The following is a 25,837-nucleotide window of genomic DNA, read 5'->3' on the forward strand; positions in this document are numbered from 1 at the left end:
GAGTCACGCGTCCCTGCCACCCCATAACGGGGTGCCTGGACGGAGGAGTCCACCCCAGCAGCCAGTTGGGCACTACCTCCAAGCCCGGTCCTTTAAGGCCGGGTCAAGTTGACTCCTCGCGCAGGGCACGGACCGCCTCCTCGACGCGCCGCCCGTGCTCGGGGCCGGCGGCGTGGAAGCGCGCGAGGTTCTCTTCTGCTTCATGGAGCCCAGGGGCGGGAGGCCGGATCAGCAACAGTTTGTTGAAGTGGTGGGCATGGCTGGTTCCGGGCGGCGCCGCCCCTTCGGGCGCGACAGGGCAGATGTCAGCGGCGGCGCCGCCCGGAGTGCGGGGGCCCCGGTTCTGCGAGGGTCAGACCTGGGCGCCGGAGAGTCGCTCCACGGCCCGCAGCAGCGCCGAGTGGTCCAGGCCGCCGTCGCCCTGCGTGCGCAGGGACGCGACCAGCTGGGCGACCACGGCGCCGACGGGCAGGGCCGCGCCGACGTTGCGGGCGGCGTCGGTGACGATGCCCATGTCCTTGTGGTGCAGGTCGATCCGGAAGCCCGGCTTGAAGTCCCGGCCGAGGAAGTTGTCCTTCTTCCGCGTCAGCACGGTCGAGCCGGCGAGACCGCCGCCGAGGACGTCCAGGGCCGCCTTCAGGTCCACGCCGGACTTCTCAAGGAAGACCACGGCCTCGGCGCACGCCTGGATGTTCACGGCGACGATCAACTGGTTGGCGGCCTTCACGGTCTGGCCCGAGCCGTGCGGACCGCACAGCACGACGGTCGTGCCGAGCGCCTCGAAGATCGGCCTGGCCCGGTCGAAGTCGGCCTGCTCGCCGCCGGCCATGATGGACAGCACGGCCTCGACGGCCCCGGCCTCGCCACCGGAGACGGGCGCGTCCAGGACCCGGATGCCCTTGTCCTGAGCCGCCTTCGCCAGGTCGACCGAGGTCTGCGGGGTGATCGAGGACATGTCGATCAGCAGGGCACCGGACCTCGCGTTCGCCAGGATGCCGTCGGGGCCGTAGGCGATGGCCTCCACCTGCGGGGACGCGGGCACCATCGTGATGACGACGTCGGCGTCGCGCACGGCCTCGGCGATCGAACCGGCGGCCGTGCCGCCCGCGGCGACGAGGCGGTCGAGCTTGTCCTGCTCCAGGGTGAAGCCGGTGACGACGTAGCCCGCCTTGATCAGGTTCTCGGACATGGGGGAGCCCATGATGCCGAGGCCGATCCAGGCGATTTTGGGAAGAGGGGTGCTCATGAGGGGGTGCCTTTCGGGTGCGGAGGTCAGCGGGGCAGCCAGTCGAAGGCCTCGGCGCTCGGGCGGTCGCCCGGCTTGTACTCGAGGCCGACCCAGCCGTCGTAACCCGCCTTCGTCAGCTGGTCGAGGAGGTCTTCGAGGGGCAGAGAGCCCGTCCCGGGGGCGCCGCGGCCGGGGTTGTCGGCGATCTGGACGTGGCCCGTCCTCGACGCGAACTGCTCGATCACCGACGGGAGGTCCTCGCCGTTCATGGACAGGTGGTAGAGGTCCATGAGGAAGCGCGCGTTGCCCAGCCCCGTCGCCTCGTTGACCTGGTCGACGACGGTCACGGCGGCCGGGGCGGACACCAGCGGATACCGCGGTGACTCGGTCCGGTTCAGCGCCTCGACCAGCAGCACCGCGCCGATCCGGTCGGCGGCCCGGGCCGCGAGGACCAGGTTCTCCAGTGCGAGCGCGTCCTGCTCGGCCGGGTCCACGCCCTCGACGCGGTTGCCGTACAGGGCGTTGAGGGCCGTGCAGCCGAGGGAGGCCGCGAAGCCGGCGGCCACGTCGATGTTGGCGCGGAACCGCTCGGACTCCTCGCCGGGGACCGACAGGGCGCCGCGGTCCGGGCCCGGGAGCCGCCCGGCGTAGAAGTTCAGGCCGGTGAGCCGGACGCCGGCGTCCTCGATGGCGCGCTTCAGCGTGTCGAGTTCGGACCGCTCCGGCGTGGGCGAGTCGACCCAGGGCCACCACAGCTCGACCGCGGTGAACCCGGCGGCCGCCGCGGCGGCGGGGCGCTCCGGCAGGGGGAGCTCCGTGAAGAGGATCGACAGGTTGACGTTGAAGCGCTGGTCTGCGAATCCCATCGGGCTCGGCGCTCCCTTCCTGAAATGTTTCCGTATTACGGAAGTTGATTTCTGCTTAATGGAAGATTGCCCGGGGCCGGGAAGGACTGTCAAGAGCGACCGCAAAAAAGCGCCCCCGCGCGGGGGCGCGGGGACGCATCGGCAGGAGGCTGTTCGGGGTTCAGAGCGCGTCGACGCCGCTCACCTTCCAGCCCCCGGAGGTACGGGTGAGCGTCATCCGCACCCGGTTCAGGTCCACGCGGGACCCCGTGACCTGGGTACTCCTGGTGACCTGGTTGACGAAGAGCAGCACGACCGCCCGGTCCGGCGAGGCCGACACGACGGAGGCCGCTGGTGCGCCACCGCCCGCCGGCTCCACGACCGCCGCCTTCACCACCCCGCGGTACTTCCGGGCGGTCGGCCCGACCACCGTCTTCGTGGTCCTGCCGTACTCCTCACGGAAGCCGCCGGTCAGATGCGTGCGCGCCCGGGCGAAGTCGCGGTCCAGGTGCTGGTAGTCGTACGACAGTACGACCGGCGCCGCCTTCCGTGCCGCGGCGAGCGCTTCCCCCCGGGCCCGGTCCGCGCGCTGCCCGTCCCGGTACTGCCAGCCGAGCACGGCGGCCGCGACCAGCCCCGCCACGAGCAGGACGGCCGACGCGGCGGTGAACAGCCCTCCGCGCGGCGACCGCCGCACGGGTGTGCTCTCCCTGGGCTCCTCCTCGGCGGACTCGGGCGACGGCTCCGGCGGGTCGTCCCAGGCGCCGTCCGGCGCGTCGACGAGCACCGTGCGCCCGGAACCGGGCTCCGCTGCCTGCCGCGGTGCCTCGTCCGCCGGGGAGGAGACGGTACTCCTGCCCTGCTCGGGGTGCTCCGGTCGCCGGGCGCGCTTGGCCGCCGCGCGGGCGGCCGCGGTCATGGTGCGGCCGGCGGGGGAGCCGGCGCCGCGAACGCGGGAGGTCGGGTTCGCCACGGTCTTTCTCCTCACAGCGGTACGGGGGTGGTGCGGGGGTGGCACCGGGGTGGTACGGGTGGTCAGCCGACGAACTCGACGTCGGAGGTCAGCCAGCGGCCGCCCTCGTGCACGAGGTCGAGCTGCAGCCGGTAGGTGCGCGCCTCCCCGTCCGGCACGGCGGTGTTGGTCACCTTGCTGTCGGCGACGACCAGCACCCGCGCCGAACGCGCGTCGGACCGTACGATGCCCGCTTCGAGGACCTGGCCCTCGGACACCGACTTGTTCCCGGCGACGAGCTTGGTCAGCTGCTCGGTCTGCGCGGCGAACTGCTTCTTGAAGTCGCCGGTCGCGCCCTTCAGCACGTTCCCGCTGTCCCGCTCGTAGTGCCGGTAGTCGAGCGAGGTGAAGTTCAGCGCCGACTGCCGGGCCGCCGCCAGGATCTCCTGGCGGCGCTGCTCCGCCGCGCGCTGGTCGTGCACCTGGAGGCCGAGCCAGACCGCGAGCACCGTGGTGAGGGCCGTCGCCGCGACGAGCCCCGTCGACTGCGCCCTGCGGCGCCCGGCGGACCGCGCGGTGCGGCGGCCGCTGTCCGCCCGTCCGGCGGCCAGCCGTCGCAGCGGTCGCAGGGTCCTGGTGAGGGAGCCGCCGATCAGCGGGAGGAGGCCCCCGCTCATGCCATCGGTCCGACGAGCAGCCATTGCCACGAATCCTTTCCGAACACGGTCTGTTCGCCGCCCGTCGAGCCGATCTCGACGGGCGTTCCGTCCGGGCCGGTGGTCGTCCCGGTCTCCGGGTCGTACGGGGTGACGTAGGCGGCCGGGCCGGCGCCGCCGGAACGGCCGGACGCGCCGGGGGCGTTCTGCGCGCCGCGCACCGAGGTGCCGCTGCCGCGCGGCGCCGTGCAGCGCGCGTCGGTGTTCGCCGCGCGCGTGCCGGTGTCGGCGGGGTCGCGCCGCCGCGTGCCGTACCCCTCGGTGCACGGCGGCGGGTCGTCGGCGTTGAGGACGAGGCCGAAGTGGGTGGTGCCGTCACCGGGAATGACGGTGTAGCTGCCCGCGACCACCACCGGGAAGGTGACCAGCGCCTGCTCCACGCCGGGCAGCCGGGCCACGGTGACCTGGCCGCCGCTGATGAGGTTGGCCAGCAGGACCGGCAGATGCGGCCGGGTGGACCGCAGCAGCGAGTTGACCTCCTGCCCGGCCGGGACCGAGTTGTCGATCAGCCGGCGCAGGTCCCCGTCGCTCGACTTCAACTCCGCGGTGAGCGCAGCCAGATCGCGGGAGAACGACTTGATGGACGAGCCCTGGTCGGCCTGCGTCCTGAGCACCTTCCGCGAGTCCTCGATCAGCGAGACCGTCTCCGGGAGCGAGTCGGAGGCCGACTCGACGAGCGCGTTGCCCGAGTCCACCAGCCGGCTCAGATGGGGCCCCGTGCCGGCGAAGGCCTCGCCCAGTTCGTCGACGGTGATGCGCAGGTCCTTCTTGCCGACCGAGGTGACGAGCCGGTCGAGGCTGAGGACCATGTCCGTGACGGGCAGCGGCACCCGGGTGTCCTCGCGCGGGATCGCGCTGCCGTCCAGCAGGTACGGGCCGCCCGGGCGGCGCGGCTGCAGGTCGACGTACTGCTCGCCCACCGCCGAGCGGTTCGCCACCACCGCCAGCGTGTCCGCCGGGATGCGCGGCGCGCCGTCCTCGATCTCCAGGGCCACCGAGACACCCTCGGAGCCGGTCAGCCGCAGGTCGCCGACCCGGCCCACCGGCACCCCGCGGTAGGTGACCTCAGCGCCGCTGAAGATGCCGCCGGAGTCGGCGAAGTCGGCCCGCACGGTGTAGCCGCGGTCGAGGAGGCCGTCCACCAGACCCGTGTACTCGGCGCCGACGTACGACACCCCCAGGGCGGTGACGGTGGCGAAGGCGAGCAGCTGGGCCTTGACCGTACGTGTGATCACGGCTGTATCCCCTTCAGCATGAGCTCCGCGAGCGCGAGGTCGATCCCCGGCGGGAGGCGGCGCGAGCCGGGCAGGGGACCGTGGGCCGCGGTGCACACCGGCGGGCACAGCGGGTCGGAGTCCCGGGGCGCCGGGGGTTCGACGGGCGTGTCCGGCACGTCCGGTGCTTCTGGTACCGCCGTCGGTGAGGGCAGGCCGGGCACCTCGGGAACCTCGGGCCCGTCCGGGAGGGCGGGAAGGTCCGGGGCCTGCGGCTTGCCGGAGTCTCCGTCCCCATCGCCGGGTTCGTCGGTGAGGTTGCCGTAGACGCCCGCCAGGTCCAGGTCGGCGGTCACGTGGAGGTTGACGTAGTCGCCCTTGATCGCGTCCACGGCGTTGCGCGGGAAGGGGTAGGTGGTGAGCAGTTCGAGGGAGTTGGGCAGGTCGTCGCCCGCCTTGTTGAGCTGCTCCAGGACCGGCCGCAGGGCCTTGAGGTTGGCGACCGTGTCGTCCCGCGAGGCGTTGACGACCCTGGTGCCCGTCCTGCCCAGCTTGGACAGGGCGGTGAGCATCTTCGTCAGGTCGCGCCGCTGGTCGGCGAGGACCTTCAGCGCGGGCGGCATCGTGTCGACGGCCGTGGCGATCGTGTTCTTCTCCTTCCCGAGCCGTTTGGCCAGCCGGTCGATGCCCTTGAGCGCGCGGACGATGTCCCGGCGCTGGCCGTCCAGGCAGCCGAGGAACGTGTTCAGCTCCTTGAGCAGGGACTTCACCCGGTTCTCGCGGCCCTCGAGGGCCTTGTTCAGCTCCACGGTGATCGTCTTGAGCTGAGCGACCCCGCCGCCGTTCAGGAGCGCGGACAGGGCGGACAGCACCTCCTCGACCTCCGGGTTGCGGCCGCTGCGGGACAGCGGGATCAGGTCGCCGTCGCGCAGCCGGCCGGCGGGTGCGGAGCCGGCCGGGGCGGACAGGGCCACGTACTTCTCGCCGAGCATGCTGGTCTGCCGCAGCTCGGCGACCGCGTTGCCCGGCAGCTTCACCGAGTCGGCGACCCGCAGCCGTACGCGCGCGTGCCACCCGTCGAGTCGCACCTGCTCGACGGTGCCCACCGTGACGTTGTTGACCTTGACCGCCGACTGCGGCACCAGGTCGAGCACGTCCCTGAACTCGACCGTGACGTGGTAGGCACGGCCGTCCGCGGCGGCGCCCCCGGGGAGCGGGACGTCGTACCAGCCGTTGAACTGGCAGCCGGACAGCAGCAGCGCCCCGGCCGTCGCCCACACGACCGCCCCGGCTCTCATGGGCCCGCCGCTCCCGCGCCCGCCGCTCCCGCGCCCGCCGCTCCCGCGCTCATCGCTCCCGCGCCCGCCGCTCATACGTCCGCCTCCAGGATTCCGCCGAGGGTCCGGTCCACCGAGCCCGTGCTCCGCACCACCGGCGCCTTCGGCACCTCGGGCAGCGAGTCGAAGAGCTTGTCCAGCTCCTCGCAGCCGGGGTTCTCGCCGCCCTCGTCGCCGGTCGTCCTCAGCAGGGAGCACAGCAGGTCGGCCGGATCCTGCGACGCTTGCGCGTTGTTGCGGGTGTCGAGGGTGCCGGCGGACGGGTTGTAGGCGTTGTGCAGGTTGGACAGTCCGGTGGGGGCCGTCTCCAGCAGCTCCTCCAGCGCGGCCCGTTGCGTGACGAGCACCTTGGTGACCTTGCTGAGGCCCTTGACGTCCGAGGCCAGTGCCTTCTTGTTCTTCTTCACGAAGTCGGCCACGTCACCGAGCGCCGCCGCCAGGTGCTTCAGCGCCGCCGCCAGGTCCTTGCGCTCCCCGGCCAGCTGACCGGCCACCTTGGCGAGGCTGTTGTTGAACGACCGCACGCTCTTGTCGTCGGCCGCCAGCGCGGCGGTGAAGACCTGGAGGTTGCGCACGGTGCCGAACAGGTCGCCCCGGCCGTCGGACAGGGTGGTGACCGCCTTGGAGAGGTCCTCGACCGTCCGGTTCAGGTTCTTGCCCTGCCCTTCGAGGTTGTCCGCGCTTACGCCCAGCAGGCGCGCCAGGGAGCCGTCCTGGTTCGCACCCTTCGGGCCGAGCGCCTCGGACGTGGTGTGCAGGCTGTCGAAGATCCGGTCCAGCTCGACCGGTACGGCCGTCCGCGACTCGGGGATGACGTCGCCGTCGCGCAGCACCGGCCCCTTGCGGTAGACCGGCAGCAGCTGCACGTAACGGTCGCTGACCACCGAGGAGTTGATGATCGCGGCCTGCGCGTCGGCCGGGACCCTGCGGCCCTCGTCGTACTCCAGCTCGACCCGCACCCGGCCGCCCTCCGGCGTGATCTTCTTGACCTCGCCGATCCGCACGCCGAGCACCCGGATGTCCGAGCCGGGATAGATGCCGACGGTGCGCGGGAAGTACGCCGTGACCCGGACGGACCCGGTGCGGGGCCACAGCGCGACGGTGAGGGCGGCGGCGACCGCGAGCGCGGTGAGCAGGGCGAGAGCCTTCAGGCGCTTGTTCATCGTGTGCCTCCCGTCCGCGGGGCCACCGGAGCGGCCACCAGGTTCTGGACGTAGGCGTCGAACCAGCGGCCGTTGCCCAGGGTGTTGGTGAAGACCCGCACGTACGGGGCGAGCAGTGCGACGCTGCGGTCGAGGCTCTCCTGGTTGCGTTCGAGCATCCTGACGAAGGTGTTCAGGCCCTTGAGCGCGGGCCCGATCTCCTCGCGGTTGTCCTCGACCAGGCCGGAGAGCTGGATGCCGAGCGCGGCGGAGCTCTTGAGCAGCTTGTGGATCGCAGTGCGCCGCTTGCTGATCTCCTTGAACAGCTTGTCGCCGTCCTCGACCAGCGCGGAGAAGTCCTCGGTGCGGTCGGACAGCACGCCGGTGACGCCGTTCGCGTGGTCGAGGAGCTCGCGCAGCGCCTTGTCGCGCGAGGCCACCGTCCGGGAGATCCTCGACAGCCCCCGGATGGAGGCGCGTACCTCGGCGGGCGAGTCCTTGAAGGTGGTGGAGAGGGTGTCCAGCGCCTTCGCGAGCCGTTGCGTGTCGACCTCCTCGGTCGTGGTCGTCAGATCGCTGAACGCCTGCACGACGTCGTACGCCGAGACCGTGCGCCGCAGCGGGATCTCGCTGCCCGGCTTCAGCCGGCCGGGCCCCTTCGGGTGCAGGGCGAGGTACTTCGCGCCGAGGATCGTCTTCACCCGGATCGAGGCGCTGGTCTCGGAGCCGACCTCCGGATCGCCCTTGACCTTGAAGGTCACCTCGACGTGGTCGCCGTCCAGGCCCACCTCCTCGACCTTGCCGACCTTGACCCCGGCGATCCGCACCTCGTCGCCCGGCTTCAGCCCGCCGGCCTCCGAGAAGGCCGCGCTGTACGTCTCGCCGCCGCCGATCAGCGGCAGGTCGTCGGCGTTGAACGCGGCGGCCGTCAGCAGGGCCAGGGTGGTCAGGCCGACGGCGCCGATCACCACGGGGTTGCGGTCGCGGAACGGCTTCGGGCGCGGGCGGCGCAGCCGGACGCGCGGCAGCTTCGGCGGCAGGATCCGCACCTTCACCAACGGCTCGGGGCGACGGCGGCGCCGCCGCACGACGCGCGGGCTCATCGGCCACACCTCGCCCGCGCCACGTGCATCTCGGGAGTGAGCACCTGCTTCGTCTTCGGCAGCACGATCCGGCCGTCGAAGTCGCAGAGGTAGAAGTTGAACCACGAGCCGTAGGACGCCGTCCCCGTCAGCTCGTTCAGCTTGTTCGGCAGCCGCTTCAGCACGCCCTCCACGGTCTTCTCGTTCCTGTTCAGCGTTCCGGTGAGATCGCTCAGCCCGGCGATGTCGTCCTTCAGCGCCGGGCGGGCGTCCTCCAGCAGCCCCGAGGTGGCCTCGGTGAGGTTGCCGATGCTCACCAGCGACGTCCCGATGGGCCCCCGATCGGCGGACAGCCCGGAGATCACCCGCCGCAGCTGCTTCAGCAGCCCGGAGAAGCGGGCGCCGCGCTTGTCGAGCGTCTCCAGCACGGTGTTGAGGTTGTCGATCACGGAGCCGATCAGCTTGTCGCGGTCCGCGAGCGTCGTGGTGAGCGACGCGGTGTGCGCGAGCAGGCTGTTGACGGTGCCGCCCTCACCCTGGAGGGTCTTGATGATCTCGGTGGCGAGCTGGTTGACGTCCTGCGGGCTGAGCGCGGCGAACAGCGGCTTGAAGCCGTTCAGCAGCGCGTTCAGGTCCAGTGCCGGCTGCGTCCGCGACAGCGGGATCGTGCCGCCCGGACGCAGTCGCGTGTCCGTGCCCGCGCCCTCGGTCAGCGCGATGTACCGCTGCCCGACCAGGTTCCGGTAGCGGACCACCGCCTGCGTGCTGGTGAGCAGCGGGCGCTCGGCCGCCACGGTGAAGCTGACCTCCGCCAGCGTCCGGTCCTTGATCCGGATGCCCTCGACCTCGCCGACCCGCACCCCGGCCACCCGGATGTCGTCCCCTTCCTCCAGGCCCGTCACGTCGCTGAACACCGCGCGGTAGGTGTGCTTGTCGGACAGGGAGACGTTGACGATGGTCGCGGCGAGCAGGGCCGTCGCCATGATCGTGACCAGCGCGAACAAGCTGAACTTGATCAGCGGCGCCGCTGTGCTGCGTGCTCCGGTCGCCCTCATGCGACGCTCACCGCCGTTCCGCGGGCCAGCGGTCCGAACAGCAGGGTCGTGACGGGCGGCACCTCGTCGGCGGGCACGCCCAGGACGGGGGCCACGAGCGAGCCGACGGCCCGCTGCTCGGCCTCGGTGGCGGACACGTGAGTACCTCCGGGCAGGGCGCCGTCCGAACCGCCGGACGACGTACCGTCGTTGAGTCTGGGTTTCGGGCCGGGCACCGGCGGACCGGGCAGACCCCGGCAGTTCGGTCCCGACCGCTCGCCGTAGCGCGGCTCCTCGCCGGGCTCGTACGCGCGCTGGGCCCGCACCACTTCGAGGGTGATCCGCATCCTGCCGCCCCGGAACGCCTCCTCGGACGCCTCCTCCTGCCGCACCAGGCCCTCCAGCAGGCACGGGTACTCGGGCGAGTAGCGGGCGAAGAGCTCCAGCGTGGGGCGGGAGACCCGGCCCAGGGTGATCAGCCGGTCGCCGTTCTGGGCGAGGAACTCCTCCGTGGTGCCCGCGACGGACGCGGTCGTGCGCAGGGCGGCGGCCAGCCGGTCCTCCTTCTCGACGAGGGTGCGGCTGGTGGTGACCGTGTTGCGCAGGATCCGCATCAGGTCGGGCGCGGCGTCCCCGTACACCTCGGCGACGTCGGCGAAGCGCGCGATGTCCTCCTTCAGGGACGGCAGGTGCGGGTTGAGGCGGCGCAGATAGTCCTCGACGCGGGTCAGGTTGTCGCCGATCCGGTCGCCCCGGCCCTCCAGCGCGGTGGCGAACGCCGAGAGCGTCGCGTTGAGTTCACCCGGCTCGACGGTCCGCAGCAGGGGCAGCAGGTCGTTCATCAGCTGTTGCACCTCCATGCCCACCCTGGTGCGGTCCTGGGTGATGACGTCCCCGGCGCGGATGGGCCGGGCGGCCGGGGAGCCGCGCGGCGCCACGAGGTCGACGAACTTCTCGCCGAACAGCGTCTTGGGCAGCAGCCGCGCGTGCACGTCCGACGGGATGGACGCGACGTGCTCCGGCTTGAGCGCGAGGTCGAGCGTGGCCTTCTCGCCGTCCGCCCGTACCGCGCGCACCTCACCGACCAGCAGCCCGCGCAGCTTGACGTCGGCCCGCGGATCGAGCTGGTTGCCCAGGCTGCCGGCCTCCAGCGTGACGCGCACGACGGGGGTGAACGCCTGCTGGTAGACGGCCACGGCGAGGGACAGCAGCAGGGCGAGCACGGCGAGGAAGGCGACGCCGTACAACCGCAGTCCGATCACTCTCATCCGGTTCATGTGTCTCACCCCGCGATCCGTACGGTCGTGCTGGCGCCCCAGATGGCGAGGCTCAGGAAGAAGTCCAGGACGTTGATGGCGACGATGGAGGTGCGCACCGCACGGCCCACCGCGACGCCGACGCCCGCCGGTCCGCCGCTCGCGTAGTAGCCGTAGTAGCAGTGCACCAGGATGATCAGGACGGCGAAGACGATCACCTTCCCGAAGGACCAGAGCACGTCGACCGGCGGCAGGTACTGCTGGAAGTAGTGGTCGTAGGTGCCGGTCGACTGCCCGTAGTAGCCGGTGGTGATGGTGCGGGCGGCCAGGTACGAGGACAGCAGCCCGACCACGTACAGCGGGATCACGGCGACGAACCCGGCGATCATCCGCGTGGTCACGAGGAACGGCAGCGAGGGGACGCCCATGACCTCCAGGGCGTCGGTCTCCTCGCTGATCCGCATCGCGCCGAGCTGTGCGGTGAAGCCGGCGCCCACCGTCGCGGACAGGGCGAGCCCGGCCACCAGCGGGGCGATCTCCCGGGTGTTGAAGTACGCCGACAGGAACGCCACGAAGTTCGAGGTGCCGAGCTGGTTGAGGGCCGCGTAGCCCTGGAGGCCGACCTCGGTGCCGGTGAAGAACGACAGGAAGGCGATCACGCCGACCGTGCCGCCGACGACGGCCAGCGCGCCCCGGCCGAAGCTCACCTCGGCGAGCAGGCGCAGGACCTCCTTCTTGTAGCGGCGCAGGGTACGGCCGGTCCAGGCCAGCGAGCGGCCGTAGAAGGAGAGCTGGGTGCCCAGCTCCTCGAGAGAGCGCAGGGGGCGGTCAAGGAGTCTCATCGGCTAACCCCTCTGCGGGACGACCTGGAAGTACACCGCGGTCATCACGAAGTTCGTCAGGAACAGCAACATGAAGGTGATCACCACCGACTGGTTCACCGCGTCCCCCACGCCCTTCGGCCCGCCCTTGGTGGTCAGCCCCTTGTACGAGGCGACGATCGCGGCGATCGCCCCGAACACCAGCGCCTTCAGCTCGGCCGCCCACAGGTCGGAGAGCTGGGCGAGGGTGGTGAAGGACGCCAGGTACGCGCCGGGCGTGCCGTTCTGGAGGATCACGTTGAAGAAGTAGCCGCCCGCGACACCGACCACCGACACCAGGCCGTTGAGCAGCAGGGCCACCACCATCGACGCCAGCACCCGCGGGACGACGAGGCGGTGGATCGGGTCGATACCCAGCACCTGCATCGCGTCGATCTCCTCGCGGATCTTGCGCGCCCCCAGGTCCGCGCAGATGGCCGTGCCGCCGGCGCCCGCGATCAGCAGCGCGGTGACGATCGGGGAGGCCTCCCGCAGGACCGCGAGCACCGAGGCGGCACCCGCGAAGGACTGGGCGCCGAGCTGCCGGGTCAGGCTGCCGATCTGCAACGCGATGACCGCACCGAAGGGGATGGACACGAGCGCGGTGGGAAGGATCGTGACGCTCGCGATGAACCACGCCTGCTGGATGAACTCCCGCACCTGGAAGGGGCGACGGGGCAGGGTGCGCAGGACGTCCAGGGCCATCGCGAACAGGCTGCCCGAGTGCCGCAGCGCCCCGGTGGGCGACAGGCTCATGCGTCCGCCACCTCCTTCCGGCGGTGCAGCTCGGCTTCGCGTCCGGCGATCGCCTCCCAGCGGGGCGGGCGGGTGATGCCCGGCCCCGGCAGCAGGCGGGGAGTCAGTTCCAGCCCGCCGGGAGTCTCCGCGCGCGGGCCGGCGCCCAACTGCGCGAGTTCCTGCTCGACCTGGGCGGCGTCCTTCTCCTCGGCCATGCCGATCGGCCCCTGCATCCGGCCGTTCAGGAACTGCCGTACGACCGGCTCGTCGCTGGTCAGCAGCTTCTCCCGGGGGCCGAACATGACCAGCTCCCGCCGGAACAGCAGCCCGATGTTGTCGGGCACCTGGCGGGCCGAGGCGATGTCGTGCGTGACGATCAGGAAGGTCGCGTCGATCTGCGCGTTGAGGTCGACGATCAGCTGGTTGAGATAGGCCACGCGCACCGGGTCGAGCCCCGAGTCCGGCTCGTCGAAGAGGATGACCTCCGGATCGAGCACCAGGGCGCGGGCCAGTCCGGCCCGTTTGCGCATGCCGCCGGAGATCTCGCCGGGCAGCTTCTCCTCGGCGCCGATCAGACCGACCATGTCCATCTTCTCGAGCACGATCCGCCGGATCTCGCTCTCGGACTTGCGGGTGTGCTCGCGCAGCGGGAAGGCGATGTTGTCGTAGAGGTTCATCGAGCCGAACAGCGCGCCGTCCTGGAACAGCACCCCGAACAGCTTCCGCACCTCGTACAGCTCGTGCTCGCGGAGCTTGGTGACGTCCCGGCCCTGGATCGTGATCGAGCCGCGCTCCGGCTTCAGCAGGCCGACGAGCGTCTTGAGGAACACCGACTTGCCCGTGCCCGAGGGGCCGAGCATGACCGAGACCTCTCCGGCGGGCAGCGTCAGCGAGACGTCCTGCCAGATGACCTGGTGGCCGAAGGACTTGGTCAGCCCTTCCACGCAGATCTCGACACCCATCCGGTTCACCCTTCAGCCGTGGAGCAGCTCCGACACCTGCTCTACGGGGAGGGGCGGGACGTCCGTCGCCACTGCGGCGGATTTTTTTCGAAGGGGTTTCGCGGGGCGGGCGTCGGGCCGCTCCACGAGCGGCCCGACGTGCGGCTTTACGGCAGCGAGCGCGTCGTGGGGACGGCGTTCGGAACGGCGGACGTGTCCGAAACCGAGGGGGTCGCCGCAGCCGGCGGGACCGACGGGGCGTCGGACTCGGCCGGAACATCCGGCACATCCGCACCATCCGTCATATTCGGGATGCCCGGGACGTCCGGCGTGCCGGTCACCTCGGAGAGCCCCGGCAGCTCCGGCACGTCCGGCACACCCGGAACCCGCGGGACCGCGGGGGCCGACAGCGCCGGAAGCGCAGGCACCGGAGCCTCCGGCAGGGACGGCACGGACAGCGGCAGCAGCGGACCGCCCGCGGGAGACTCCGTCGCCCGCCCACCGGGCACCGCCGGCGCGGACGACGGACCGGGCCCTCCGGGAGTGGCACCCCGGCCGTCACCGTCGGGCCGGAGCGATTCCGGGGGCCCCGACACGGAGGGCTGCGACGCGGGACCGCCCCCGTCGCCGCCCCCGTCGAGCGTGTACGGCAGGACGAACCCCGCCACCGCCAGGGTCGCGGCCGTGGAGGCGACGGCCACCGTGTGCGCCTTGCCGCCCCCGCGGGGCCGCCCGCGCCCGATCAGGAACAGCACGACCCCCAGCGTCCCGGCCAGCGAGGCGCGCAGCGTGCGCCGGGCCCGGGCCAGCAGCGACTCGACGGTCCGGTAGCTCAGTCCCATCCGCACGGCGACCTGGCCGACGTCCAGGTCCTCGGACTTCAGCCGGAGCGCCTCCGCCTGGCGGGCGGGCAGGTCCCCGCTGCGCACCGCCAGCCACCTGGCCTCGGCCCGGTCGCAGACGACCTCCTCGACGGGCACCGGACCCGGCGCGACGAGCGTGCTGGTGCGCACCTCGGCCTCACGGTTGACCTGGCGGTACCGGTCCACGCACAGCCGCATGGTCACGGTGGTCAGCCAGGCGCCGAGGCGCTCGTCGTCGAGGTCCGGGCGCTCCGCGGCGCGCAGCATCGCCTCGTGCACGGCGTCCTCGGCGTCCTCCAGACTCATCGACCGCCGCCGGGCCACCTTGAGCAACTGCTCGCGGTGGCTCCACATGCGCTGCCAACGGTCGTGGGCCTCCTGTGCCCGAGGTGCCATGGCCGCTTCTGCCTCAGCAGGCATGTCCGTCGCCATGAGGGCCCCTTCGCGCTCACCCGCCGGTTCCTGTGCCGTCCGGCGGCTCGGCGACATTACCCCCCGGTAGCCGTGGTTGTGGAGGGGGCGATTCCCATTGTGTCCTCACTGTTGCCGGTCAGTGGAGCGTCGCCGGGCGGCACCGCGTCCCCGGGCAGCCGCACCTCCGGGTCGGGCACGGGGAGCAGCGGCTCGTCCGGCTCCCCGCCTCCGGCTGCCGGACGGGACGGAGCGGGTGACGGAGTGGGGGACGGCGTGGCGGGTGTACGGGAGGGGGCCGTGCTCGGGCGGGCGGAGGGTTTCGGCGCGGCGGGCTCCGGCGTGCCCGGGCGGGCCGGCTCCGGCCGGCCCGGGGCTTCGGCGCGGCCGTCCGGCACCACCCGGTGTCCTTCCAGGAAGTGCGCGTACCAGGCCCTGACCGTGCGCAGGTACGCCCGCGAGTGGTTGTAGCCGAGGATCGCCCGGTCCAGGTCGGCCGGGTCGGACAGGTTCCGCCCGCCGGCACACAGATAGCGGCCCGCGGCGAGCGCGGCGTCGAAGACGTTGTTCGGGTCGGCCCGGCCGTCGCCGTTGCCGTCGGCGCCCCAGCGGGCCCAGGTGGAGGGGATGAACTGCATCGGGCCCACCGCGCGGTCGTAGGCCGTGTCCCCGTCGTACGCGCCGTTGTCGGTGTCGCGGATGACGGCGAAGGGGCCGCCGTTCAGCCGGGGGCCGAGGATCGGCGTGACGGTCGTGCCGTCCGCGGTCACCCGGCCGCCCCGCGCCTGCCCGGACTCCACCTGCCCGATCGCGGCCGTCAGCTGCCACCGCAGTCCGCAGCCGGGGGTGGTGCGGGCCAGCTCCCGCTCGGCGTGCCGGTACGCGGCGAACACGCTCGCCGGCAGCGCACCACCGCCCGTCACCGGCCCGGTGCCCTGCTTCCGCTTCCCCGTCCGCAGCGGCGGCAGCTCGGTCCGGTAGGGAGTGTCGCCGGACACGCTCGGCCCGCGTTCGGCGGGTGTCGCCTGACGCGCGGGCTCCGAGGCCCGGACCGCGAGCGCCCCCGGCGCCTGGGACGCGGTCAGCGCGGCCATGGCCGCCGCCGCGAGCGCCGTACCCCTCGCACCTCTGGCACCCCTCGAACCCCTCGTACCCCTGGCATTCGCGCCACCTGTGACACCTGTGACGCCTGGGACACCCCTGAACACGCCGCTCCTGAATCTGCGCACCTCGCGTTCCCCTCCCTGTGTGGATCCGTCCTCTGCTCTACGCGGCGGGGCGGCACGTCCGTCGTACGGAACGGGGCCCGCTGAGCAGGCGAGGTCCGCAACCGTGTCCGTTAAGGTCTCCCCAAGCGGCCGGGGCGTTCCGGTCCCGATCGCGGACCTGGCGGCACGCGTGGGTCGGAGCAGATGTCATGGGGGCACAGTGCGACTGAAAGTGGAGTTCACGACCGAGCCCTTCGACCTCGACGAGGCGCCCGCGCACGCGCTGGTGGCCCGGGAGGTCATCGAGGCCGCCGAGCTGGACGCCGTGGACGTCGGCCCGTTCGGCAACACCGCGGAGGGCGGTGCCGACGCGGTGCTCACCGCCGTGGACGCCCTGCTCCGCAAGACCCTGGCGGCCGGCGCCACCCGGGTCTCCCTCCAGGTCAACGTGATCGAGGAGGGCGAGTCGTGACCGGCACCGGGGACGAGCCGTTCATCGCGGCCGTGAAGCCCCTGGTCGACGCCATGGGCGGGGAGATGATCCCGCCCGACGAGGCAGGCCCCGACGATGTCGTCCTGTCCTGGGAGGGCCGCGACGCCGTCGCCGTACGGCTGCCCCAGCTCGCCGACTCCCTCGATCACATCCTGGCCGCCATGGAGCGCCGCAAGGGCGTGCCGCTGGCCGATCTGGACCGCAAGGCCAAGCAGGAGGTCGTCCGGGTACTCGAGGCGCGCGGCGCCTTCTCCGTACGGCACGGCGTGGAGACCGTGGCGAGCGCCCTGGGCGTCAGCCGCTTCACCGTCTACAACTACCTCAACCGCGAGAAGGGCGCCTGACCGGGCACACGGCTCACCGGTCCGGTTTCACGTCCCGAATTTTCAACAAACTGTTGACGTGCGGTCGCGGGAGGGCGTTAGCTGTCGGCACGCCCGTTCAGCACGAAGGCCGCATCCGGCCACGGAGGCTCCCGTGACGTCCACTTCCACGCCGCCGGGCCTGGCCCGCTTCAACACCCTCGGGGAGCACGCGGCCTTCACCGCGCTCCACGAGGCGTGCGCCTCCACGGCGTGGGCGGAGCGTCTGCTCGCCGCCCGCCCCTACGCCACCCCCGAGGACCTGTACGCCGCGAGCGACGCCGCCATGGCGGAGCTGACGGTCGCGGACCTGGAAGAGGCGATGGCCGGCCACCCGCCCATCGGCCGCCCGAAGGCCGGGGACCCCACCTCGGCCCGGGAGCAGCGCGGCATGGCCGGCGCCTCCGACGCTCTCAAGGCGGAAATGCTGGAACTGAACCTCGCCTACCAGGAGAGGTTCGGCCATGTCTTCCTGATCTGCGCCACCGGCCGGACCGGCGAGCAGATGCGCGACGCGGTCCGGGACCGGATCGGCAACACACCGGAGCAGGAGCGGGAGATCGTCCGCACGGAACTGGGGAAGATCAACCGCATCCGTCTGAACCGACTCGTCGAAGAGGACTGACCGCAGCATGAGCACCTCCGCCACCGCGTCCGTGTCCACGCACATCCTGGACACCAGCGTCGGCCGCCCCGCCGAGGGTGTCGCCGTCCACGTCTCCGCCCGCTCCGGGCGCGCGGCCCACTGGCAGGCGCTCGGCGGCTCCGCGACCGACCCGGACGGGCGGTGCAAGGACCTCCCGGCGCTGCCGGCGGGGACCACCCACGTACGGCTCGACTTCGCGGTGGAGCCGTACTTCGAAGAATCCGCGAAGAAGCAAGCCGATGCGCAGCAGGACGCCCCCGCGAATCGGGACAGCGGCGCCGGTGTGTTCTTCCCGGAGGTGGCGATCACGTTCGCCGTCGTCCCGGGCGAGCACTACCACGTACCGCTGCTGCTCAACCCGTTCGGCTACTCCGTATACCGAGGGAGCTAGCTACATGACCGTCCATTCCCGCCCTGCCCGCCCTGTGCTCCTGGGACAGAACCAGTACGGCAAGGCCGAGAACCGAGTCGTCAAGATCACGCGGGACGGCGCCACCCACCACATCAAGGACCTGAACGTCTCGGTCGCGCTCTCCGGCGACATGGACGAGGTCCACTACTCCGGCTCGAACGCCAACGTGCTGCCGACCGACACCACCAAGAACACGGTGTACGCGTTCGCCAAGGAGCACGGCATCGAGTCCGCAGAGCAGTTCGGCATCCACCTCGCCCGTCACTTCGTGACCTCGCAGGAACCGATCAGGACGGCCCGGATCCGCATCGAGGAGTACGCCTGGGAGCGGATCGAGGCCTCCGACGCCGACGCGCGGTTCACCGGCGACGACGCGGTCGAGCACTCCTTCGTCCGCAAGGGCCAGGAGACACGGCTCACGCAGATCACCTACGACGGTGAGAAGTGGGAGGTCGTCTCCGGCCTCAAGGACCTCGTCGTGATGAACTCGACCGACTCCGAGTTCTGGGGCTACGTCAAGGACAAGTACACGACGCTCAAGGAGGCCTACGACCGCATCCTGGCCACCGAGGTCTCCGGCCGCTGGCGGTTCAGCTGGACCGACGACGAACAGCGCATGCCCGACTGGGAGAAGTCCTACGAGCAGACGAAGAAGCACATGCTCCAGGCCTTCGCCGAGACATACTCGCTCTCCCTCCAGCAGACCCTGTACCAGATGGGCGCGCGGATCATCGACAACCGCGGCGAGATCGACGAGGTCCGCTTCTCCCTCCCGAACAAGCACCACTTCCTGGTCGACCTGGAGCCGTTCGGCCTCAAGAACGACAACGAGGTGTACTACGCCGCCGACCGCCCCTACGGCCTGATCGAGGCGACGATCCTGCGGGACGGCTGCGAGGCACGGATCCCCGTGGACCTCACCAACCTCTGACGTTCCCTCTTTCGGCACCCGTGGCCGGGGGAACCCTCCTCCCGGCCACGGCACTCAAAACTCCCAGGGTCCTGCCGTGCCCTCTCGAATTCAGCACACCTTCGTGAAAAGGGACGAACCATGGCAGCAGACCGGCGCATCGTCATCGAGAACTGCGCGATCGCGACCGTCGACGCGAACGACACCGAGTACACCTCCGGACACATCGTCCTCGCCGGCAACCGCGTCGAGTCCCTCGGCGCGGGCCCGGCCCCCGAGGGCCTGGAGAACGTCGTCCGCCGGATCGACGCCTCCGGCCACCTCGTGACCCCCGGCCTGGTCAACACCCACCACCACTTCTACCAGTGGATCACCCGGGGCCTGGCCACCGACCACAACCTCTTCGACTGGCTGGTCGCGCTCTACCCCACCTGGGCGCGCATCGACGAGCCGATGGTACGCGCGGCCGCCCAGGGCTCGCTCGCGATGATGGCCCGCGGCGGCGTCACCACCGCCATGGACCACCACTACGTCTTCCCGCACGGCTCCGGCGACCTCTCCGGCGCGATCATCGGCGCCGCCCGCGACATGGGCGTCCGCTTCACCCTCGCCCGCGGCTCCATGGACCGCAGCGAGAAGGACGGCGGTCTGCCGCCGGACTTCGCCGTCGAGACCCTCGACGGCGCGCTGGCCGCCACCGAGGAGACCGTGCGGCAGCACCACGACTCCTCCTTCGACGCCATGACCCAGGTCGCCGTCGCGCCCTGCTCGCCCTTCTCCGTCTCCACCGAACTGCTGCGCGATGGCGCCCAGCTCGCCCGCCGCCTCGGCGTCCGACTCCACACCCACGGCTCGGAGACCGTGGAGGAGGAGAAGTTCTGCCACGAACTGTTCGGCATGGGCCCGACCGACTACTTCGAGTCGACCGGCTGGCTCGGCGAGGACGTGTGGATGGCGCACTGCGTCCACATGAACGACTCCGACATCGCCGCCTTCGCCCGGACGAAGACCGGCGTCGCGCACTGCCCGTCGTCCAACGCCCGCCTCGCCGCCGGTATCGCCCGCGTCCCCGACATGCTCGCGGCCGGCGTCCCGGTCGGCCTCGGCGTCGACGGCACCGCCTCCAACGAGTCCGGCGAACTCCACACCGAGCTGCGCAACGCCCTCCTCATCAACCGCCTCGGCGCCCACAAGGAGGCGGCCCTGAACGCCCGTCAGGCCCTGCGCCTGGGCACCTACGGCGGCGCCCAGGTCCTGGGCCGGGCGGCGGAGACCGGCTCCCTGGAGCCCGGCAAGCTCGCCGACCTCGTGCTGTGGAAGCTGGACACGCTCGCCCACGCCTCCATCGCCGACCCGGTGACCGCCCTGGTCTTCGGCGCGGCGGCCCCGGTCACCGCCTCCTTCGTGGACGGCCGGCAGATCGTCGAGGACGGGCGGCTGCTCACGGCGGACGAGGACGCCATCGCCCGCGCGACGCGGGACGAGGCCCAGCGGCTGGCGAGGATCGCCGCGCAGGGCTGAACACCCCGGTGACTCCGGCCGGGAGGGACGGCTCCCGGCCGGTGGCCGTGGACCCGAGCGGGACCACGGCGGCCGTCTCCGGGGCGCGCGTGTACATGTGCGCCCCGGAGACGGCCCCCCGTCACCCGCGTCTCCGGTCCCTCCCCAAGCTCTCGGCTTCGCTCGAGCAGGGAGGCCCCCATGACCACCAGCACCACCAAGACGTCAGAGTCCGAACACGCCCGGGTCCGCAGCGAGTTCCTTGAAGACCGCCGCGGGGTCGGCGACCAGTCTGCGCTCCTTGAGGTCCAGGATGCCGCCGACCCCCGTGATCTCGGCGGCCACCGTGCCGTCGGCCTTGCGGACGGTCTGCTCGATACGGAACGTCTTGCCCTCGCCCCAGGCGAAGGCGCATGTCACCTCGACCTCGTCACCCGCGAGCAGCTCCCGCCGGTAGCGGACGGTCGTCTCCAGGGCCACCGGTCCGACGCCCGTGGAGATGAGGCGGGCCTGGCTGATGCCGGCCGCCTGGAGCAGCGCCCAGCGGGCGTGTTCCGCGTAGTTGAGGTAGACGGCCTGGTTCAGGTGCCCCTGGACATCCGTCTCGTATCCACGGACGGTCACAGGGACGGAAAACGGCTCGCTCACGGCTTTCCCTTCTCGCGCCGGACTCTCTCGCACGGGACTCTCGTGCACTGCGCAACGATCCACCGATCTTGGCATGCTCATCACGCCCGGCGCGGTGAAGCCAGGAGATACCGGGTTCCGGCGCGCGGCTCGCGGTGCTCGCTCACCTGCCAGCCCGCCCCCTCCAGGGTGGCCGCGCAGGCCCGCAGTGCCTCGCCGTCCGGCTCGTGGACGGCGACGGCCTCCGGCTGCGGTGTCTCCCGTACGCGATACCCGCCGCCCTCCTGTCCCGCGGGACGGTGCCCGGCCGCCTCCAGGGCCAGCGCGGCGGCCTGCACCAGATGCGAACGCTCCCAGCCGCACGGCCGGTCCACGGACCCGTCCGGGTTGGTCATCCGGCGCAGTTCCAGCAGCCCCTGCCAGGCGCTGTGCACCTCACGGCGCCGGGCGGGCCCGGGCCGCGGAGGGTCCCGCTCGCCACCGGCGCGCGCCGCGAACACGCCCGTCGAGGCGGGTACCTGTGCGGCGGGCTCGGGCACCTGGGTGATGCCCTGCCGTACCCGGTGCCCCTCCGGCGTCAGAAAGTGATCGTGCGGCGGCCGGGGGTGGCGGAAGGCAAGCCCCCGCTTGACCAGGGCGGTGAGCTGCGCCTCGGTGCCCTTGAGGCGCCCGGTCACCGGATCGGCGGCGTCGATGACACGCCGCTGCGCGGCGGTCGGCGGTCGGGTCACGGCGCGCTCCTCTCCCGGCCTCGGGGGCTTCGGCCTCGGGGACTCTTCCCACCTGCTCGAAGGCTACGACCCGCCACTGACAACCGCGCCTACTGGCGGTACCCGCCGAGGAACCGCCCGATCCGTCCGATCGCCGCCTCCAGGTCCTCCGCGTGCGGCAGGGTCAGGATGCGGAAGTGGTCGGGGGCCGGCCAGTTGAAGCCCGTGCCCTGGACCACCTGGATCTTCTCCCGCAGCAACAGGTCCAGGACGAACCGCTCGTCGTCGTGGATCCGGTGCACCCTGGGGTCCAGGCGCGGGAAGGCGTACAGCGCGCCCTTGGGCTTCACGCAGGTCACGCCGGGGATCTCGTTGAGCTTCTGCCAGGCCACGTCCCGCTGCTCCCGCAGCCGCCCGCCCGGCGCGGTCAGCTCGCCGATCGACTGCCGGCCGCCGAGCGCGGCCTGGATGGCGTACTGCGCGGGCGCGTTGGCGCACAGCCGCATGGAGGCCAGCATGCTGAGGCCCTCCAGGTAGTCCCTGGCGTACTGCCTGGGGCCCGTGACCACCAGCCAGCCGGAGCGGAAGCCCGCCACGCGGTACGTCTTCGACAGGCCGCAGAAGGTGAGGACCACCAGGTCGGGGGCGAGTGCGGCGGCCGAGTGGTGCACGGCGTCGTCGTAGAGGATCTGGTCGTAGATCTCGTCGGCGAAGACCATGAGGCCGTGGCGGCGGGCGAGGTCGAGGATGCCCTCGACGATCTCCTTCGGGTAGACCGCGCCGGTGGGGTTGTTCGGGTTGATGATCACGACCGCCTTCGTGCGGTCGGTGATCTTCGACGCCATGTCGTCGAGGTCGGGGTACCAGTCGGCCTGCTCGTCACACAGGTAGTGGACGGCCTTGCCGCCCGCGAGGGTCGTCACCGCCGTCCAGAGGGGGAAGTCCGGTGCGGGGATGAGGATCTCGTCGCCGTCCTCGATGAGCGCCTGCACGGCCATCGACACCAGTTCGGACACGCCGTTGCCGAGGAAGACGTCGTCCACGTCCACCTCCAGCCCCAGGGTCTGGTAGCGCTGGGCGACCGCGCGGCGGGCGGAGAGGACGCCGCGCGAGTCGGTGTATCCGTGCGCCCGCGGCAGCATCCGGATCATGTCCTGGAGGATCTCCTCCGGCGCCTCGAACCCGAAGAGCGCGGGATTGCCGGTGTTGAGGCGCAGCACGCTGTGGCCCGCCTCCTCCAGCGCGTTGGCGTGCTCGATCACAGGGCCGCGGATCTCGTAACAGACCTCGCTGAGCTTGCTCGACTGCCGGAACTCCATGCGCCGCTTCCCCTCTGCCAACTGATGTTGCTTGGTTTTACCAAGTAGCCGCTTGGAAAGTCCAACAACTTGTCTAGACTGCGTCGCATGCCACCTCGCCGAAGCTACGACCAGTACTGCTCCGCCGCCCGCGCCCTCGACCTGGTCGGCGACCGCTGGACCCTCTTGATCGTGCGCGAGCTCCTCGCCGGCCCCCGCCGCTACACCGACCTGCACGCGGACCTGCCCGGCGTCAGCACGGACGTACTCGCCTCGCGGCTGAAGGACATGGAGCGCGACGGCCTCGCGACCCGGCGCCGGCTGCCGCCGCCCGGTGCCGCCTTCGTGTATGAAGTCACGCCTCGCGGAAGGGAGTTGCTGCCGGTGCTCCAGGCGCTGGGGGCGTGGGGGCAGGCGGAGCTCGGGGAGCGCCGGCCGACGGACGCCGTACGGGCGCACTGGTTCGCCCTGCCCCTGCTGCGGCTGCTGGACCGGGAGGGACTCGTCGAAGTCCGTCTGGAGGAGGGGCTGTTCCACCTGCGCGCCGGTGCCGAGGAGGGGCCGGTGTACGGGGACGGGCCCGCCCCCGGGGAGCCGGACGCCCGGCTGGTCCTGGACACCGGCACGTGCACGGCGATCGGCCGGGGGGAGCTGAGCCTGGCCCGGGCCGTGCGGGAGGGGCGGGTCGAGGTGAGCGGCGAGGGCACGCTCGCCGAGGCGCTCCGCGAGGCATGAGAGGGGGCCCGGGCGCGGCAGGCATTCTCCGGGGTCGGACGGAGGCGGGACATCCCCTGGCGCCCCAGTGAGGCCCCCGCCCGGCGGGTTCCGGAGCGCGGCATGGTCGGGCGCTCGGCGGCGGCCCGGTGAGGCCCGCCGTCGACGGGCCTTCCGGAGCGCGGCATGCTCGGGCGCTCGGCCGCGCCCCCGGTGAGGCCCGCGGCCCGCGAGCCTCCTGAGGCATGGTCAGGCGCCCGGCGGCACCCGTGCCGGACGTCCCGAGCCGCGCGTCAGCGCGTACCCGGCGACGCCCGCCAGTGCGGCCAGCACGCCGCCCACCGCGGTCCACACCCACCGGTCCGACCACCGGCCGGACGCCCAGCCGTCCTCGGGCCGCAGGCCGGCCAGCACCGCCGCGTTCTCCTCCTGGTCCTCGGACCTCGTCGCGATGCCCGGCGCCAGCGGCTCGGCCAGTGAGCCGTCCACCGCCGCCGAGCCGCCGATGTCCCTGGAGTCGGCCCGCACTGCGGCGTCGACCGGGAGGCCGAGGTCGGCGGTGGCGACGCCGGTGGCCGTCAGCCGGATGTAGTACGTACCGGGCAGCGGGTCGTCGGCCCACGGCTCCGACCAGGCGCGGACCGTGCGCAGCACGCAGGTCAGCTCCAGGGAGGCCGCGTCCGCCGCCGCGGTGCGTGTCTGCGCCCCGTACTGGCAGGCCTGGCGGCGCCGCAGACCGTCGTACACGTCGATCTGCCAGGTCTGGGGGGCGTGGGACTCCGGCAGCCGCACCGTCGCGCTGACCGTGGGGCGCTGCCCGGTGTCGGCGGGGAACGACCAGTACAGGTAGTCGCCGGTGGAGCCGTTCGCCGTGGCCCGCTGGCCCTGCTCGACCTCCGTCGCCGTGCGGAACGAGGTGCCCGCCCGCTTGGGCGCCGGGGAACCGTCCCGCGACGCGCTCGGCCACGGGTCGGCCGCGGCCGGAGCGGCCGCCAGTCCCAGGGTCAGCAACGCGGCGCTCAACGCGCTTACCAATCGCATCAGTTGGTCCTCCAGACCGCGAACCGCCAGCGCGACAGCCAGCCCCAGACGAGACCGGCGAGGAAGCCGGTGAGGATCAGTACGCCGAGCAGCCACCAGCCACGGCCGAGGCCGAAGGAGGCCACGTCGCCCGCCTGGCCCGGTCCGTCCACGACGTCCACGGTCAGCTCCAGCGGCAGACCGGGCGTGGTCTTCACGCCGGAGGCCGCCGAGAAGGAGTGCGAGACGGCCAGGCAGACGGCCTCGGCGGGGGCGCCCTCCTCGTCGCTCGCGGCCTTCGGATAGCGCAGGCCCGTCGAGATCACGTCCGTACGGCCGTTGCCCGCGGCCTCGCCGCGCACGATCTCGCGGCCCTTGGCCGTGACGGCCCGCAGCAGGACGCCGTGGCCCGGGTTCACGGCCCGGTCCGCCGCCACGCTCACCGAGGCGCGCAGCTCCTTGCCCGGCGGGAGGTCCACCCGGTACCAGCGCTGCTGCCCGAACTCCTCCCGGTCGCTGTACAGGCCCGACTTCAGCGTCGGCGCCCCGGCACACCGCTCCGCGCCCTTCGCCGGTACCGGCGTCACCACCGGATCGGCCGCCCGGTCCACCAACTGGTTGACCCGGTCGGTGAGTTCGTCCTGGTGCTCGATGGAGGTGTAGGTGCCGCCGGTCGCCTCGGCGATGCAGCTCAGCTGCCTGCTCAGCTTGGCGGTCGGCACCAGGCCCAGCGTGTCGATGGTCAGGCCGATGCCCTTGGCGGCGATCTCCCGGGCCACCTCGCACGGGTCGAGCGGGGCGCAGGTGTCCTCTCCGTCACTGATCAGCACGATGCGCTTGGAGCCGTCACCGCCGTCCAGGTCGTCGGCCGCCTTCAGCAGGGCCGGGCCGATCGGCGTCCAGCCGGTGGGGGTGAGCGTGGCGACGGCCGTCTTGGCCTTGGTGCGGTTCAGCGGGCCGACCGGGTAGAGCTGCGAGGTGTCCTCGCAGCCCGTCTTCCGGTCGTCGCCGGGGTAGTTCGCGCCGAGGGTGCGGATGCCGAGCTCGACCTCCTCGGGCGTCGCGTCGAGCACCTCGTTGAACGCCTGCTTCGCGGCGGCCATCCGTGACTGGCCGTCGATGTCCCGCGCCCGCATCGAGCCGCTCACATCGAGGACGAGGTCGACCTTGGGGGCGTCCTGGCCGGTGGGTTCGCCGGCGGCCGCCCCGGCCGGGAAGGCGAGCCCGGCCGTGAGCGCGGCGAGCAGGGCGCAGACGCCCGCCGCCAGCCGTTTACTTGTGATCATCGGCGGATCCTATTGATCACCCCGCCCGTGCT

The 25,837-nt window shown here is 72.1% G+C and carries 27 protein-coding genes; 7 read left to right on the top strand and 20 right to left on the bottom strand.

Going from position 1 to position 25,837, the window contains the following annotated elements:
• Nucleotides 1-352 precede the first annotated feature (352 nt).
• The 15 genes from ACZ5TL_RS26295 to ACZ5TL_RS26365 form a co-directional block, all read right to left on the bottom strand.
• Complete coding sequence (locus ACZ5TL_RS26295) at nucleotides 353-1,246, bottom strand: 2-hydroxy-3-oxopropionate reductase (RefSeq protein WP_468592794.1); 894 nt, start codon at nucleotides 1,244-1,246, stop codon at nucleotides 353-355.
• 26 nt (nucleotides 1,247-1,272) lie between these two features.
• Nucleotides 1,273-2,094 carry a TIM barrel protein gene (locus tag ACZ5TL_RS26300; protein ID WP_468592796.1) on the bottom strand — a complete coding sequence of 274 codons (822 nt, stop codon included), beginning with the start codon at nucleotides 2,092-2,094 and terminating at the stop codon, nucleotides 1,273-1,275.
• Nucleotides 2,095-2,254: 160 nt separating this feature from the next.
• Nucleotides 2,255-3,046, bottom strand: coding sequence for a hypothetical protein (locus tag ACZ5TL_RS26305; RefSeq protein ID WP_468592798.1), 792 nt, complete (start codon nucleotides 3,044-3,046; stop codon nucleotides 2,255-2,257).
• 62 nt (nucleotides 3,047-3,108) lie between these two features.
• Nucleotides 3,109-3,534, bottom strand: a complete 426-nt coding sequence (locus ACZ5TL_RS26310; RefSeq protein ID WP_468593003.1) for a hypothetical protein — start codon at nucleotides 3,532-3,534, stop codon at nucleotides 3,109-3,111.
• Nucleotides 3,535-3,698: 164 nt separating this feature from the next.
• Nucleotides 3,699-4,976: an MCE family protein gene (locus tag ACZ5TL_RS26315; RefSeq protein ID WP_468592800.1), complete on the bottom strand. Its 1,278-nt coding sequence runs from the start codon at nucleotides 4,974-4,976 to the stop codon at nucleotides 3,699-3,701.
• On the bottom strand, nucleotides 4,973-6,253 hold the full coding sequence (locus ACZ5TL_RS26320) for an MCE family protein (protein ID WP_468592801.1): 1,281 nt from the start codon (nucleotides 6,251-6,253) through the stop codon (nucleotides 4,973-4,975). The genes ACZ5TL_RS26315 and ACZ5TL_RS26320 overlap by 4 nt, the downstream gene beginning before the upstream one ends.
• Nucleotides 6,254-6,324: 71 nt before the next feature.
• Nucleotides 6,325-7,455 carry an MCE family protein gene (locus ACZ5TL_RS26325; protein ID WP_468592803.1) on the bottom strand — a complete coding sequence of 377 codons (1,131 nt, stop codon included), beginning with the start codon at nucleotides 7,453-7,455 and terminating at the stop codon, nucleotides 6,325-6,327.
• Complete coding sequence (locus ACZ5TL_RS26330) at nucleotides 7,452-8,537, bottom strand: MCE family protein (protein WP_468592805.1); 1,086 nt, start codon at nucleotides 8,535-8,537, stop codon at nucleotides 7,452-7,454. Before ACZ5TL_RS26330 ends, ACZ5TL_RS26325 begins: the two co-directional genes overlap by 4 nt.
• Nucleotides 8,534-9,571 carry an MCE family protein gene (locus ACZ5TL_RS26335; RefSeq protein WP_468592806.1) on the bottom strand — a complete coding sequence of 346 codons (1,038 nt, stop codon included), beginning with the start codon at nucleotides 9,569-9,571 and terminating at the stop codon, nucleotides 8,534-8,536. The genes ACZ5TL_RS26330 and ACZ5TL_RS26335 overlap by 4 nt, the downstream gene beginning before the upstream one ends.
• Nucleotides 9,568-10,818 carry an MCE family protein gene (locus ACZ5TL_RS26340; protein ID WP_468593004.1) on the bottom strand — a complete coding sequence of 417 codons (1,251 nt, stop codon included), beginning with the start codon at nucleotides 10,816-10,818 and terminating at the stop codon, nucleotides 9,568-9,570. Before ACZ5TL_RS26340 ends, ACZ5TL_RS26335 begins: the two co-directional genes overlap by 4 nt.
• 14 nt (nucleotides 10,819-10,832) lie before the next feature.
• Complete coding sequence (locus tag ACZ5TL_RS26345; RefSeq protein WP_468592808.1) at nucleotides 10,833-11,648, bottom strand: MlaE family ABC transporter permease; 816 nt, start codon at nucleotides 11,646-11,648, stop codon at nucleotides 10,833-10,835.
• A gap of 3 nt (nucleotides 11,649-11,651) precedes the next feature.
• A complete protein-coding gene (locus ACZ5TL_RS26350) occupies nucleotides 11,652-12,422 on the bottom strand; it encodes an MlaE family ABC transporter permease (RefSeq protein ID WP_468592809.1) in 771 nt (256 codons plus the stop codon).
• Nucleotides 12,419-13,366: an ABC transporter ATP-binding protein gene (locus tag ACZ5TL_RS26355; protein ID WP_468592810.1), complete on the bottom strand. Its 948-nt coding sequence runs from the start codon at nucleotides 13,364-13,366 to the stop codon at nucleotides 12,419-12,421. Before ACZ5TL_RS26355 ends, ACZ5TL_RS26350 begins: the two co-directional genes overlap by 4 nt.
• A 146-nt stretch (nucleotides 13,367-13,512) precedes the next feature.
• Entirely contained in the window at nucleotides 13,513-14,640 is a 1,128-nt protein-coding gene (locus tag ACZ5TL_RS26360; protein WP_468592811.1) for an RNA polymerase sigma factor, read from the bottom strand.
• A 56-nt stretch (nucleotides 14,641-14,696) separates the two neighbouring features.
• Nucleotides 14,697-15,713, bottom strand: coding sequence for a lytic transglycosylase domain-containing protein (locus tag ACZ5TL_RS26365; protein ID WP_468592813.1), 1,017 nt, complete (start codon nucleotides 15,711-15,713; stop codon nucleotides 14,697-14,699).
• A gap of 334 nt (nucleotides 15,714-16,047) precedes the next feature.
• Here ACZ5TL_RS26365 and ACZ5TL_RS26370 point away from each other — a divergent pair, with 334 nt between their 5' ends.
• From ACZ5TL_RS26370 to ACZ5TL_RS26395, 6 genes are all read left to right on the top strand, one after another.
• Nucleotides 16,048-16,299 carry a YkoF family thiamine-binding protein gene (locus ACZ5TL_RS26370; RefSeq protein WP_468592815.1) on the top strand — a complete coding sequence of 84 codons (252 nt, stop codon included), beginning with the start codon at nucleotides 16,048-16,050 and terminating at the stop codon, nucleotides 16,297-16,299.
• Nucleotides 16,296-16,664: a helix-turn-helix domain-containing protein gene (locus ACZ5TL_RS26375; protein WP_468592817.1), complete on the top strand. Its 369-nt coding sequence runs from the start codon at nucleotides 16,296-16,298 to the stop codon at nucleotides 16,662-16,664. Before ACZ5TL_RS26370 ends, ACZ5TL_RS26375 begins: the two co-directional genes overlap by 4 nt.
• A 133-nt stretch (nucleotides 16,665-16,797) precedes the next feature.
• Nucleotides 16,798-17,307, top strand: coding sequence for a 2-oxo-4-hydroxy-4-carboxy-5-ureidoimidazoline decarboxylase (gene uraD / locus ACZ5TL_RS26380; protein WP_468592818.1), 510 nt, complete (start codon nucleotides 16,798-16,800; stop codon nucleotides 17,305-17,307).
• Between the two features lie 7 nt (nucleotides 17,308-17,314).
• Nucleotides 17,315-17,719 carry a hydroxyisourate hydrolase gene (gene uraH, locus ACZ5TL_RS26385; RefSeq protein WP_468592819.1) on the top strand — a complete coding sequence of 135 codons (405 nt, stop codon included), beginning with the start codon at nucleotides 17,315-17,317 and terminating at the stop codon, nucleotides 17,717-17,719.
• A 4-nt stretch (nucleotides 17,720-17,723) separates the two neighbouring features.
• Nucleotides 17,724-18,671, top strand: coding sequence for a factor-independent urate hydroxylase (gene pucL, locus ACZ5TL_RS26390; RefSeq protein WP_468592820.1), 948 nt, complete (start codon nucleotides 17,724-17,726; stop codon nucleotides 18,669-18,671).
• A gap of 120 nt (nucleotides 18,672-18,791) precedes the next feature.
• A complete protein-coding gene (locus tag ACZ5TL_RS26395; protein ID WP_468592822.1) occupies nucleotides 18,792-20,171 on the top strand; it encodes an 8-oxoguanine deaminase in 1,380 nt (459 codons plus the stop codon).
• Nucleotides 20,172-20,375: 204 nt separating this feature from the next.
• Here ACZ5TL_RS26395 and ACZ5TL_RS26400 read toward each other — a convergent pair whose 3' ends face one another.
• The 3 genes from ACZ5TL_RS26400 to ACZ5TL_RS26410 all read right to left on the bottom strand — a co-directional run bounded on the left by ACZ5TL_RS26400 (nucleotide 20,376) and on the right by ACZ5TL_RS26410 (nucleotide 22,806).
• A complete protein-coding gene (locus tag ACZ5TL_RS26400) occupies nucleotides 20,376-20,798 on the bottom strand; it encodes an acyl-CoA thioesterase (protein WP_468592823.1) in 423 nt (140 codons plus the stop codon).
• Between the two features lie 80 nt (nucleotides 20,799-20,878).
• Nucleotides 20,879-21,508, bottom strand: coding sequence for a hypothetical protein (locus ACZ5TL_RS26405; protein WP_468592824.1), 630 nt, complete (start codon nucleotides 21,506-21,508; stop codon nucleotides 20,879-20,881).
• 89 nt (nucleotides 21,509-21,597) lie between these two features.
• Nucleotides 21,598-22,806, bottom strand: coding sequence for a pyridoxal phosphate-dependent aminotransferase (locus tag ACZ5TL_RS26410; RefSeq protein ID WP_468592826.1), 1,209 nt, complete (start codon nucleotides 22,804-22,806; stop codon nucleotides 21,598-21,600).
• 87 nt (nucleotides 22,807-22,893) lie between these two features.
• Here ACZ5TL_RS26410 and ACZ5TL_RS26415 point away from each other — a divergent pair, with 87 nt between their 5' ends.
• Entirely contained in the window at nucleotides 22,894-23,520 is a 627-nt protein-coding gene (locus ACZ5TL_RS26415; protein ID WP_468592828.1) for a winged helix-turn-helix transcriptional regulator, read from the top strand.
• 228 nt (nucleotides 23,521-23,748) lie between these two features.
• Here the strand turns inward: ACZ5TL_RS26415 and ACZ5TL_RS26420 are convergent, their stop codons facing one another.
• Nucleotides 23,749-24,540: a hypothetical protein gene (locus ACZ5TL_RS26420; protein ID WP_468592830.1), complete on the bottom strand. Its 792-nt coding sequence runs from the start codon at nucleotides 24,538-24,540 to the stop codon at nucleotides 23,749-23,751.
• The gene (locus ACZ5TL_RS26425; RefSeq protein WP_468592832.1) at nucleotides 24,540-25,805 is read right to left on the bottom strand and encodes a VWA domain-containing protein; all 1,266 of its coding nucleotides are present in this window, start codon (nucleotides 25,803-25,805) and stop codon (nucleotides 24,540-24,542) included. Before ACZ5TL_RS26425 ends, ACZ5TL_RS26420 begins: the two co-directional genes overlap by 1 nt.
• Nucleotides 25,806-25,837 lie beyond the last annotated feature (32 nt).

This window comes from Streptomyces sp. NPDC033136, assembly GCF_055578235.1.